We start from the raw sequence: 11,979 nt of genomic DNA, 5'->3' as shown, positions 1-11,979 counted from the left end.
CAACACATCACCGATGGGAGCGCTCCCACGGTACCTGACACATAAACATCCCGCACGTTCCCCGCCCGAGCCGCAGCATGAACGAACGGGCCCAACAACGCAGTTGGCCGGGGGGTCGGCACGTCAGGGCAACAGGAGGACGCAATGCGAGCACGTACCCGAACCGCCCGCAGGACGGTGGTCCTCGCCGCCGTCGCCGCGATGGGCGCGGGCCTGCTGGCCGGCTGTGCCGACGACGGAAACGACGGAGACAATTCCGGCTCGTCGGACAGCGGCGGCAAGGGCAAGACCACGATCACGGTGGGTCTGTTCGGCACCATGGGCTTCAAGGAGGCCGGCCTCTACGCCGAGTACGAGAAGCTCCACCCGAACATCAAGATCAGCCAGAACGTGATCGAGCGGAACGAGAACTACTACCCGCCGCTCGTGAACCACCTCACCACCAACAGCGGTCTGATGGACGTCCAGGCCGTCGAGGTCGCCAACATCGCCGAGGTCACCGCCACGCAGGCGGACAAGCTCACGGACATGTCCAAGGTCGCGGGCGTGGACAAGAGCAACTGGCTGGACTGGAAGTGGCAGCAGGCCACCACGAAGGACGGTCAGACGATCGGCCTCGGCACCGACGTCGGTCCGATGGCGATCTGCTACCGCAAGGACCTCTTCGAGAAGGCCGGCCTGCCCACCAAGCCCGACGAGGTCGGCGCGCTGTGGGCGGGCGACTGGGCCAAGCTCGTCGACGTCGGCGAGCAGTACAAGGCGAAGGCGCCCAAGGGCACCTACTTCATGGACTCCCCCGGCGGTCTGCTCAACGCGATCCTGAGCAGCGAGAAGGAGAAGTTCTACGACGCCTCCGGCGAGGTCATCTACAAGACCAACCCCGCCATCCGCGCCGGGTTCAACCTGGCCGCCAAGGCGGCCCAGGAGGGTCTGGTCCAGCCGCAGACGCAGTTCCAGCCGTCCTGGAACACCACGATCGCCAACAGCAAGTTCGCCGCGATCGCCTGCCCGCCGTGGATGCTCGGCACGATCAAGGGCAACGCGAAGCCGGACTCGAAGGGCAAGTGGGCCGTGGCCACCTCGCCCAAGAGCGGTAACTGGGGCGGCACCTTCCTCACCGTGCCGAAGAGCGGCAAGCATGTGAAGGAGGCCCAGGAGTTCATCACCTGGCTGACCGCGCCGAAGCAGCAGGCGACGCTGTTCAAGGTGCAGGCGAGCTTCCCGAGTGCCCCGGCCGCCTACACCATGCCCGAAGTCACCGGCGCGACCAACGAGATGACCGGTACGGACAAGATCGGCCCGGTCTTCGCCGAGGCGGCCAAGTCGGCCCCGGTGCAGGTGATCGGCCCGAAGGACCAGATCATCATGCAGGGTCTGTCGGACAACGGCGTCATCCTGGTGACGAAGGGCAAGTCGCCGGAGGAGGCCTGGAACACGGCGGTCAAGACCATCGACAACAACCTGGACCAGTGACCCGTATGGCCACCCGCAACGACACCGCCGCGCCCCCCGCCAAGGAGGGGGGCGCGGCCCCGGGCCGCCCGCCCGCCGAGGCGGTATCGCCCGAGGCGGCCAAAAAGCGCGCCCGGCTCTCCCGCCGCTGGCAGCGCGACATGCGCTGGAGCCCGTACGCGTTCGTCTCGCCGTTCTTCCTGCTGTTCATCGCGTTCGGCCTGTTCCCGCTGATCTACACGGGCTGGGCCTCCCTGCACCAGGTGGAACTGACGGCGCCGACCGACATGAGCTGGGTGGGTCTGCGCAACTACACCCGGATCTTCGACGACGAGTTCTTCTGGAACGCGGCGAAGAACACTCTCACCATCGGCATCATCTCGACGGTTCCGCAGCTGCTGATGGCGATGGGCATCGCGCACATCCTCAACTACAAGCTGCGCGCCTCGACCTTCTTCCGGGTCGTGATGCTCGCGCCGTACGCGACCTCGATCGCCGCCGCCTCGCTGGTGTTCGTGCTGCTCTTCGGCCGTGACTACGGCATGATCAACTGGGCGCTGCACTTCGTCGGCGTCGACGCGATCGACTGGCAGGGCGACAAGTGGCCCTCACAGATCGCCGTCTCGACGATCATCGTCTGGCGCTGGACCGGCTACAACGCGCTGATCTACCTGGCGGCGATGCAGGCGATCCCGCACGACCTGTACGAGTCGGCGGCCCTGGACGGGGCGAGCCGCTGGCGGCAGTTCCTCCATGTGACGCTGCCGTCGCTGCGTCCGACGATCCTGTTCACCGCCGTGGTGTCGACGATCGGGGCGAGCCAGGTGTTCGGCGAGCCGCTGCTGTTCGACGTCAACAAGGGCTCCTCCGGAGGCGCGGAACACCAGTTCCAGACGCTCGGCCTGTACCTGTACGAGCAGGGCTGGGTCAACCAGCACCTGGGCCGCGCCTCGGCGATCGCCTGGACGATGTTCCTGATCCTCATCGTGATCGGCATCGTCAACTACGTCATCTCGCGCCGGTTGCGCGCCAGCAGTTAGGAGAACCGGCCGTGACGACGACCTTGACCAAACCCCCGGCCGACGCGGTGCCCGAGCCGCCGAAGCGCTCCCGCGGCATGAAGGCCGCGCGCGCGGGCGGGCAGCTGCACGCCGGCCCCGTCGCCTACCTCATCCTGGCCGTGTTCAGCATCGTCTCGCTGTTCCCGCTGGTGTGGACGGCGATCGCCGCCTCGCGCGACACCAACCGGCTGGCCGAGTCCCCGCCGCCGTTCTGGTTCGGCGCGAACCTCTTCAAGAACCTCGACATCGCCTGGAACGACGCCAACCTGGGTGAGGCGTTCTTCAACACCACGTTCGTGGCCGGGGTTTCGGCGGTCACCGTCGTCTTCCTGTCGACGATCGCCGGGTTCGCCTTCGCCAAGCTGCGGTTCCGCGGCCGGGGCGCCCTGATGCTGCTCGTCATCGGCACGATGATGGTTCCGCCGCAACTGAGCGTGATCCCGCTGTACATGATGGTCGCCAAGCTCGACTGGACCGACCAGCTCCAGGCAGTGATCTTCCCGTCGCTGGTGAGTGCGTTCGGTGTGTTCTTCATGCGGCAGTACCTGATCCAGGCGCTGCCGGACGAGATCATCGAGGCGGCCCGGGTGGACGGCGCGAGCAGCTGGCGCGTGGTGTGGCACGTGGTGTTCCCGGCCGCGCGCCCCGCGATGGCCGTGCTCGGCATGCTGGTGTTCGTGCAGACCTGGAACGACTTCCTGTGGCCCTTCCTGGTCCTGACCCAGACCGGCAACCCGACCGTGCAGGTGGCGGTCGCGGGCCTCGGCCGCGGCTACACCCCCGACCAGTCCCTGATCATGGCGGGCGCGCTGCTGGGCACGCTGCCGCTGCTGGTCGTGTTCGCGATCTTCGGCAAGCAGATCGTGGGCGGCATCATGCAGGGCGCCGTGAAGGGCTGAGCCCCTGCTTCTCGAGGGCCGGGTCAGCGCCGCCCCGGCCCCCTTTCCTCCTCCCCCCTCTATCAGTCGGCCTGTTCCCCGACCTCCAATGGGAGCGCTTCCATGCCTGAGTCCGAATCGCCGGCGACCCCGGTGACCTTTCCCCCCACCTTCCTCTGGGGTGCCGCGACCTCCGCCTACCAGATCGAGGGGGCGGTGCGGGAGGACGGCCGTACGCCCTCCATCTGGGACACCTTCAGCCACACGCCCGGAAAGACCGCGGGCGGCGAGCACGGTGACATCGCTGTCGACCACTACCACCGCTACCGCGACGACGTGGCGCTCATGGCCGACCTGGGCCTGACGGCGTACCGCTTCTCGATCTCCTGGTCCCGGGTGCAGCCGACCGGCCGCGGTCCCGCGGTGCAGCGGGGTCTCGACTTCTACCGCCGGCTCGTGGACGAGCTCCTCGCGCACGGCATCAAGCCGGCCGTGACGCTCTACCACTGGGACCTGCCGCAGGAGCTGGAGGACGCGGGCGGCTGGCCGGAGCGCGATACGGCCTACCGGTTCGCGGAGTACGCGCAGATCGTCGGGGAGGCGCTCGGCGACCGGGTCGAGCAGTGGATCACGCTCAACGAGCCGTGGTGCGCCGCGTTCCTCGGCTACGCCTCCGGTGTGCACGCGCCGGGCCGCACCGACCCGGCGGCCTCGCTGAAGGCGGCGCACACCCTGAACCTGGCGCACGGACTCGGCACTTCTGCCCTGCGCGCCTCGATGCCGGCCCGCAACTCGGTGGCGCTCAGCCTCAACTCCTCGGTGGTACGGCCCTTCTCGCGGGACGCGGCGGATCTGGCGGCGGCGCAGAAGATCGACGACCTCGCCAACGGGATCTTCCACGGGCCGATCCTGCACGGGGCGTATCCGCAGACGCTGTTCACGGCGACGGAGCTGATCACCGACTGGTCGTTCGTCGAGGACGGCGACCTCGCCCTGATCAACCAGCCGCTCGACGCGCTGGGCCTCAACTACTACACGCCCGCGCTGGTATCGGCGACCGACGCGGAGGCCGCCGGCCCGCGCGCCGACGGCCACGGCAGCAGCGACCACTCCCCCTGGCCCGGCGCGGACGACGTCACCTTCCACCAGACGCCGGGCGAGCGCACCGAGATGGGCTGGACGATCGACCCGACGGGCCTGCACGAGCTGATCATGCGCTACACCCGTGAGGCCCCGGGCCTGCCGATCTACATCACGGAGAACGGCGCGGCCTACGACGACAAGCCCGACCCCGACGGCCGCGTCCACGACCCCGAGCGGATCGCCTACCTGCACGGCCACCTCGCCGCCGTCCGCCGCGCGATCGCCGACGGCGCGGACGTGCGCGGCTACTACCTGTGGTCCCTGCTGGACAACTTCGAGTGGGCGTACGGCTACGAGAAGCGATTCGGCGCGGTCTACGTGGACTACACGACGCTGGAACGGACACCCAAGTCGAGCGCCCTCTGGTACGGCCGGGCAGCCCGCACGGGCACGCTTCCGGAGGTTCAGAGCATCCAGTAGCCACTGTGGAGACGGGGGTCCGGGGGAAGGGGAACGGGGCGCGGCAGCCGAGGGGGGTGCCGCGCCCCGGCTTGTTCGGAGCAGCGCACCGTTCAAGACCGAGAATCTGCAAAGCCGGGGCAACAACCCAGCAAAGCCCATGGCTTCACGTTCAGTGGTGGCCGATGGCCGAACTCGCCACCTCTCCCGACGGAGCCCGCGCGGTGGTCTGGGTCCGTCGCTCAGACCGCAGAGGTCGCGAGTCCGTCGGCTTGCTCGTCGTCGCTGCCCACACTCTCCACGGCCTCGTGCTGATCGACGCAGCCCGTGACGCCCCTGTCGCACCGGACGACACGGGGGTGCGTTCTCTCCACGTCCTCCGCTACCGCTGAGGGGCGCGGGTCCGCGACTCCCGCACGACCACGACGTCCCCGGCCGGAACGGCCACCTTGCCGCCCTCGACCCGGCGGCCTGCCAACAGATCCGTGGCATCCGCCGCGACCACGACGTCGGCGTCCCGCTCACCATGGTTGATCAGGAAGAGGTAGTCCGCGTCCGCAGCCCGCCGCAGCACCGCCTCCACCCCCTGAGGCGTCTCCCGCACCGGCTCCACCCCAGCCTCGGCACGGATGCGGTCCAGCACCCCCGCGAGGGTGACCGGGTCCGGGTGGGTGGCCAGGTACCAGGTCGTGCCCTCGCCGTAGGTGTGCCGGGTCACCGCCGGGATTCCGGTCAGCGGTCCCGAGGTGTACGACGTCACCGCCTCGGCGCCCGCCAGGCGCACCCGCTCCGTCCACAGGGACGCCGTACCGCCGCCGTCGAGGGCGACCGTCTCGCCGGGCAGCAGCGGGAACAGTTCGTCCGTGCTGACGCCGAGGGCCTCGCGGAAGGCGCCCGGGTAACCACCCAGGCGGATATGGCAGTTGGTGTCGACAGCTCCGCTGTGGAAGCCGACGGCGAGGGTGCCGCCGCGCGCCGCGTAACCGGTGAGGTTGGCCGCGGACTCGTCGTCCACCAGGTACAGGGCGGGGGCCAGGACCAGGCGGTAGGCCGACAGGTCGGCCGAGGGGTGGACGAAGTCCACGGCCACGCCGGAGCGCCACAGCGGCTCGTACCAGGAGCGGACCACGTCCAGGTAGCGGATCAACTCGCTGGGCTGGGAGGGGAGTTCCAGGGCCCAGCGGGCGTTCCAGTCCCAGGCGACGGCGACCTTCGCGGCGCTGGTGCTGCCGCGTACCTCCGCGAGCGCCTTCAGGTCCGCGCCCAGCGCGACCACGTCCCGCCAGATCTGGCTGTCCGTGCCTGCGTGCGGCAGCATCGCCGAGTGCCACTGTTCGGCGCCCGCCTTCGCGGCCCGCCACTGGAAGTAGGCGATGCCGTCGGCGCCCCGGGCGACGTGCGCGAGAGCGTTGCGGCGCAACTCCCCCGCCGTCTTGGCCCTGTTGACCGGCTGCCAGTTCACGGCACCCGTCGAGTGCTCCATCAGCAGCCACGGACCGCCCGCCAGGGACCGGACCAGGTCACCGCTGAGCGCGATGTCGATCTCCGACTCGGGATCCTCCGACATCAGGTAGTGGTCGTTCGACACCACGTCCAACTCCGGTGCCCAGCGCCAGTAGTCCAGCGCGTCGAAGTTGTACATCACCATGAAGTTGGTGGTCGCCGGCACGGAAGGGGCCGCTTCCCGCAGCACCTCCCGCTCCGCCTTGTACAGCGACAGGAGCTCGTCGCTGCAGAAGCGGCGCCAGTCCAGCTGGTGCGTCGGGTTGGGGACGGCTCCGGTGGCGCGGGGCGGGATGATCTCGTCCCAGTCGTAGTACCACTGGCTCCAGAAGGTCGTACCCCAGGCGTCGTTGAGGGCGTCCAGGTCCCCGTACCGGGCACGCAGCCACCGCCGGAACGACTGGGCGCTCACCTCGCAGTGGCACTCCGCGTTGTGGCAGCCGTACTCGTTGTGGATGTGCCACATGACCACGGCCGGGTGGTCGGCGTACCGCTCCCCGAGCACCCGGGCGATCCGCAGCGCCGCCTCGCGGTACTCCGGGCTCGACGGGCAGAACGTCTGGCGGCTGCCGTACGACAGTCCCCGCCCGTCCTTGTCGACCGGCAGCGCCTGCGGGTGCTTGCGGAAGAACCAGGCCGGCGGGGCCGCCGTGGGTGTCGCCAGGTCGGCGGCGATGCCGTTCTCGTGGAGCAGCGCGAGGATCTTGTCGAGGCGCGTGAAGTCGTACTCGCCCTCGCGCGGCTCGAGGAGCGCCCACGCGAAGATGTTGACGCTGACCATGTTCACGCCCGCCTCGCGCATGAGGCGTACGTCCTCGGCCCAGACCTCCTCGGGCCACTGCTCGGGGTTGTAGTCGCCGCCGTAGGCGATGCCCTCCGCGATCATCGGTCGGCTCCCTCGATGTCGATTCCGGCGAGAAGGCGGCGCGTCGTCTCCACGCCCCACTGGTCCAGGGACAGCAGGCGGTCGCTGGACGCCATCAGGCCGCCCGTCGCCTCCACGTGGGCCGCCCAGCGCTCGCGGGTCTCCACGGCCGGGCGGGCCATCAGGCAGTCGGGGTCGTTGACCCAGAAGCGGCCGTGCTGCCACTGGCGGCCGGCGCCGGTGAACTCGGCCGGGTCCTGTCCGGGCTGGCTGTAGTCGTCGGCCTCGGGGCGCCGGTGCGGGGCCGTGTCGGGGCTGACCCGCATCGCGTCGAACAGGCCGACGGAGGCCAGGAGGGGCGCTCCGCAGCCCAGGAGGTACGCCTCGGAGCCGATCGCCTCGCGGATCAGCTCGATGCCCGCGCGGTACGCCTGGAGGGCGTCCACGGAGCCGTGCCGTACGCCTTCCAGGGCGCCCGCGTACAGGAAGTCGACCTTGAAGTAGTCGTAGCCCTCGGCGCGCAGGGTGCGGAAGACCTCGGTGAGATACGCCGCCGCCTCGGGGTGGGTGGTGTCCAGGACGCTCAGGTCGTGGCCCCAGTTGCGGCCGGCGTGCAGGAAGCCGCCGTCGAGGTCCTTGACCAGCCAGTCGGGGTGCTCGGCGGCCAGGTCGCTCGCCGGGTCGACGAGGAAGGGGGCCGTCCAGATGCCGGCGCGGCGGCCACGGGCGCGGATCGCGTCGGCGATGCCCGCGCGGGAGCGGAAGCGGCCGGAGAGGGTGAGCCAGTCGCCTAGGGCCTTCTGGTAGCCGTCGTCGATCTGGACCACGTCGATGGGCAGGTCGAGGGTGTCCATCGCACGGAGGTTCTCGTGGATGTCGTCCTCGGTGACCGCCGTGAAGTACTCGTACCAGGAGCACCAGACGGTGGGGGCCGGGCGAGGGGCCTCGACGGCGAGCGAAGAGGCCCACTCCCCCAGGACCATCTGGATGTCCGTGCCCGTGAACTCCTTCACCGGACCGTCGGCGCTGATCTCGGCCGTGCCGCCCTCGACGGTCAGGCGGATCGAGGGGACCGCACGCGTGGGTTCCGGGGCCGCCCACAGCCGTACCGGAGTGCCGTCGCCCGGGTCGAGCGCCAGCAGCCCCTCACCCTGGAAGGTGCCTTCGGGGACGGTGACGCCCGGCCGGTAGCAGACCGTCGCCCAGTTGTCGTTCGTCGGGCGGTACGGCTTGTCGCCGAGGGCGTAGGCGCCGCTGGGGCTCCAGGACTGCCAGCCCTCCTCGTGGACGCGGGCGGTGCTCACGTCCACGGGCACGGTGGCGACCGGGGTGAAGGGGTGGGGCACGGTGGTTCTCTTTCGCGGTTGCAAGGAGAGGGCGTCAGCCCTTGTTGGCGCCGAGGGTCAGGCCGCTGACGAACTGGCGCTGGAGCACGAAGTACACGATCAGGGTGGGGATCGCGGTGAGCAGGGCGCCGGCGGCGACCAGGTTGGGGTCGGTGAAGTACTGGCCGGAGAGGTTGTTGAGCGCCGAGGTGATCGGCATGTTCTCGCCGGTGGAGATCAGCACGATGGCCCAGAAGAAGTCGTTGTAGATCCAGATGGACAGCAACGTTCCCAGGGCGGCCATGGCCGGCTTGCACAGCGGCAGCACGATCTGCCAGTACATCCGCCACACCGAGGCGCCGTCGACCAGCGCGGCCTCGGTCAGCTCGTGCGGGAGCATCCGCATGTAATTGCTGAGCACGAAGGCGCAGAAGCCGGACTGGAACGCGACGTGGATCAGGACCAGGCCGAGCGCGGAGTCGTACAGCTTGCCGCTCATGGTGATGCCGGGCAGGTCGATGAGCAGGTACATGCGGTACAGCGGGGTGATGATGACCTGCTGCGGCAGCAGGTTGCCGGCCGTGAAGACCAGCAGCAGCGCGATGTTGAGCCGGAAGTCGAAACGGCTGACGTAGAACGCGACCATCGACGACAGCAGGAGCGTGACCAGCACGGCGGGGACCGCGATGAGCAGCGTGTTGCCGAAGTAGTGCAGCATGTCGGACTGCTGGAAGGCGTTCTTGAAGTTGTCGAAGTTCAGCGTGTCCGGCCAGGACACATAGCCCTTCTCGCTGGTCTCGGAGTACGGCCGCAGGGCGGCGAAGACCGCCCACAGCAGCGGGGCGAGCCACGCCAGCGCGGTGCCGGCGAGGAACACGTGCAGCAGGACGCGGGCCGGACGGACGGGCGTGCGCTGCTTGGCGGGCGCACCGGTGGCGACGGTGGTGCTCATGCGCGCCGCTCCTTCCGGAAGGTCGCGATCAGGTACGGGATGATGACCACGAGGGAGATGACCAGCAGGACGACGGCGATCGCGGAGCCGTACCCGATCCGGCTGGACTCACCGATGATGTTGTTGGTGATCAGGATCGACAGCAGCTCGGTGCCCTGGGCGCCCTTGTTGAAGACGAACACCAGGTCGAACGCGCGCAGCGCCTCGATGATCGTGACGACCAGGACGACCGTGTTGGTGGGGCGCAGGGTCGGGAAGATGACGTTCTTGAACGTCTGCCACTCGTTCGCGCCGTCCAGCGAGGACGCCTCCCGCAGGGAGGGGTCGACGCCCTTGAGGCCGGCCAGGTAGAGGATCATCATGTAGCCGGTGTGCCGCCAGGACGCGGCGATCAGAACGGCCCACAGATTGAGGTCGGGATCGCCGATCCAGTCGATGTAGTGGCCCGGCTTGTTCGCCCCGATCAGGCTGTTGATCAGCCCGGTGTCGGGGTTGTAGACCAGCTGCCACACGAACCCGGTGACCGCGAGCGAGACCACGACCGGCAGGAAGAACGCGGTCTGGTAGACCCGGGAGAACCGGATGCTCTTGTCCAGCTGGACGGCCAGGAACAGGCCGAACGGGGTGGGGATCAGGATGAGCACGACGAACCAGATGACGTTGTGCTCAACGGCGGGCCAGAACTGCGGGTTGTCGGTGAACAACTGCTTGAAGTTGTCCAGGCCGACCCACTTGATGGAGTCGAAGCCGATGCCGTCCCAGCTGGTGAAGGCCAGGGCGATGGAGGCGAGGGCGGTGACCCAGACCAGGGCCACGTGCAGGACGGTGGGCACGCCCGCCATGAAGGCGAGCGTGACGCGGTCACGGCGGGTCAGCAGACGCTTGTGGCCCTGCGGGACCCGCTTGTTCTCAGGCACACGGCCCGAAGGCGGCTCGGCGGCCGCCTCCGGGCTCTTCGTGTCGGTGTCGGTAGTCATTCAGCCGCTCAGTTCAGGAGGACGCGAAGATCGTCTTCTTCTGGCGCTCGATCGATGACAGCAGGCTGTCGACGCCCTTGGGGTTCTGGAGGAACTTCTGCAGCGAGGGCTGCATCACCGTCGCGGTGAAGTCCGGGCGGGAGTCGCGGTCCATGAACTGGGTCAGGCTCTTGGCACCCGTGATCATCTCGTACGCCTTCTTCTGCAGCGGCGTGTACGACGAGGTGTCGGCCTTGTTCGAGGCGGCCACCACACTGGTGTCGGACTTGAGGTAGATCTGCTCCGCCTCCGGCGTGCCCAGGTACTCCATCAGCTTGGTGGCACCCGCCTTGTTCTTCGGCGACTTGGACACCATGAAGCCGTCGGCCGGCGCCTCGACGGTGTCCTGGCCGTACGCGGGGTTGATCTCCGGGAAGGCGAAGAAGTCGAGGTCGTCCAGGTCCGCCTTGTTGGTGAACTGCTGCGCCACGAAGGTGCCCAGCACGTACATGCCGGCCTTCTTCGACACCAGGGTCTGGGCGGCGTCCTGCCAGGTGCGGCCCATGAAGCCTTCCTGGTGGTAGGGGAGGATCTCGCTCCAGTGGTCGAAGACGTTCTTGACCTTGGCGTCGGTCCAGGAGGCCTTGCCCGCCATCAGGTCGACGTGGAAGTCGTAGCCGTTGGTGCGGAAGTTCAGCTGGTCGAAGGTGCCCATCGCCGGCCAGGCGTCCTTGTCGCCGAAGGCGATCGGGACCAGGTTGTCCTTCTTCATCTGCTTGCACAGCGCGACGAAGGCGTCCCACGTGGTGGGGACCTCGTAGCCGTACTGCTTGAAGACGCTCTTGCGGTAGAAGATCGCCCACGGGTACGTCACCAGCGGCACGAAGTAGTACTTGCCGTCCGCGCCCTTGCTGAGCTTCTTCATGGCGTCGGGGAAGTTGTCGCCGATCTTCTCCCACACGTCGTCGATCGGCGAGGCGAGGCCCTTGGACGCGAAGAACTGCATGCGGTAGCCAGCGAACCAGTTGAACACGTCGTCCGGCGTGCCCTGCAGGTAGGAGTTGATCTGCTCCTGGAACGTGTTGTGGTCCTTGGTGTTGACCTTGACCGTGATCCCGGACTGCTTCGTGAACGCCGTGTAGATCTCCCCGTAGGCCTTCTTCGGCACGGCGTCGGACTGGTTCGAGCCCAGGCTGACGGTCTTGGGGTCCGAGGAGCTGCCGCTGCTGCCACAGGCGCTCAGGAGGGGGATGCCGGCCCCGAGCAGGGCGGCACCGCCGACGCCCTTGAGGACGCCACGACGGCTCGGAGAGGGAAGGGACGACGAGAGATCACGCATGTACGGCTCCTGAAGGCAGGGTCCGGTCATGGAGGGATTCGAAGACCGGTCGTAATCGACCAGAAATCAACTTGACCGAACACGGTGGCGCAATGACAGCCTTATG

9 protein-coding genes are annotated in these 11,979 nt (G+C 68.4%); 4 read left to right on the top strand and 5 right to left on the bottom strand.

What is annotated here, in order from left to right; genetic code table 11:
* Positions 1-144 precede the first annotated feature (144 nt).
* From AB0D34_RS31600 to AB0D34_RS31585, 4 genes are all read left to right on the top strand, one after another.
* Entirely contained in the window at positions 145-1,473 is a 1,329-nt protein-coding gene (locus tag AB0D34_RS31600) for an extracellular solute-binding protein (protein WP_362667636.1), read from the top strand.
* Between the two features lie 5 nt (positions 1,474-1,478).
* Complete coding sequence (locus AB0D34_RS31595) at positions 1,479-2,492, top strand: sugar ABC transporter permease (RefSeq protein ID WP_362667868.1); 1,014 nt, start codon at positions 1,479-1,481, stop codon at positions 2,490-2,492.
* Between the two features lie 11 nt (positions 2,493-2,503).
* Positions 2,504-3,412 (top strand): carbohydrate ABC transporter permease, encoded by a 909-nt coding sequence (locus tag AB0D34_RS31590; protein ID WP_362667633.1) that lies wholly within the window; start codon positions 2,504-2,506, stop codon positions 3,410-3,412.
* Between the two features lie 102 nt (positions 3,413-3,514).
* On the top strand, positions 3,515-4,954 hold the full coding sequence (locus tag AB0D34_RS31585) for a GH1 family beta-glucosidase (protein ID WP_362667630.1): 1,440 nt from the start codon (positions 3,515-3,517) through the stop codon (positions 4,952-4,954).
* Between the two features lie 361 nt (positions 4,955-5,315).
* On the opposite strand, the gene AB0D34_RS31580 is transcribed toward AB0D34_RS31585, so the two are convergent.
* The 5 genes from AB0D34_RS31580 to AB0D34_RS31560 are packed head-to-tail and all read right to left on the bottom strand — an operon-like array spanning position 5,316 to position 11,873.
* Positions 5,316-7,322, bottom strand: a complete 2,007-nt coding sequence (locus tag AB0D34_RS31580; protein ID WP_362667628.1) for a beta-galactosidase — start codon at positions 7,320-7,322, stop codon at positions 5,316-5,318.
* Positions 7,319-8,647, bottom strand: coding sequence for a glycoside hydrolase family 36 protein (locus tag AB0D34_RS31575; RefSeq protein ID WP_362667625.1), 1,329 nt, complete (start codon positions 8,645-8,647; stop codon positions 7,319-7,321). The genes AB0D34_RS31580 and AB0D34_RS31575 overlap by 4 nt, the downstream gene beginning before the upstream one ends.
* Before the next feature lie 34 nt (positions 8,648-8,681).
* Positions 8,682-9,578 (bottom strand): carbohydrate ABC transporter permease, encoded by an 897-nt coding sequence (locus AB0D34_RS31570; RefSeq protein ID WP_362667624.1) that lies wholly within the window; start codon positions 9,576-9,578, stop codon positions 8,682-8,684.
* Positions 9,575-10,555, bottom strand: coding sequence for a sugar ABC transporter permease (locus AB0D34_RS31565; protein ID WP_362667621.1), 981 nt, complete (start codon positions 10,553-10,555; stop codon positions 9,575-9,577). The genes AB0D34_RS31570 and AB0D34_RS31565 overlap by 4 nt, the downstream gene beginning before the upstream one ends.
* Before the next feature lie 13 nt (positions 10,556-10,568).
* Positions 10,569-11,873, bottom strand: a complete 1,305-nt coding sequence (locus AB0D34_RS31560) for an extracellular solute-binding protein (protein WP_362667618.1) — start codon at positions 11,871-11,873, stop codon at positions 10,569-10,571.
* Positions 11,874-11,979: the final 106 nt, after the last annotated feature.

Source organism: Streptomyces sp. NPDC048420 (assembly GCF_040651535.1).
Lineage (GTDB): Bacteria > Actinomycetota > Actinomycetes > Streptomycetales > Streptomycetaceae > Streptomyces.
Note: the sequence above shows the minus strand (reverse complement) of the source record. Positions and strands in the feature narration are given on the sequence as shown.

Bases quoted from the DNA above. Each gene is read 5' to 3' on its own strand.
- AB0D34_RS31600 (WP_362667636.1), top strand. From the start codon at position 145: ATGCGAGCACGTACCCGAACCGCCCGCAGGACGGTGGTCCTCGCCGCC.
- AB0D34_RS31560 (WP_362667618.1), bottom strand. From the start codon at position 11,873: ATGCGTGATCTCTCGTCGTCCCTTCCCTCTCCGAGCCGTCGTGGCGTC.
- AB0D34_RS31580 (WP_362667628.1), bottom strand. From the start codon at position 7,322: ATGATCGCGGAGGGCATCGCCTACGGCGGCGACTACAACCCCGAGCAG.
- AB0D34_RS31570 (WP_362667624.1), bottom strand. From the start codon at position 9,578: ATGAGCACCACCGTCGCCACCGGTGCGCCCGCCAAGCAGCGCACGCCC.
- AB0D34_RS31595 (WP_362667868.1), top strand. From the start codon at position 1,479: ATGGCCACCCGCAACGACACCGCCGCGCCCCCCGCCAAGGAGGGGGGC.
- AB0D34_RS31585 (WP_362667630.1), top strand. From the start codon at position 3,515: ATGCCTGAGTCCGAATCGCCGGCGACCCCGGTGACCTTTCCCCCCACC.
- AB0D34_RS31565 (WP_362667621.1), bottom strand. From the start codon at position 10,555: ATGACTACCGACACCGACACGAAGAGCCCGGAGGCGGCCGCCGAGCCG.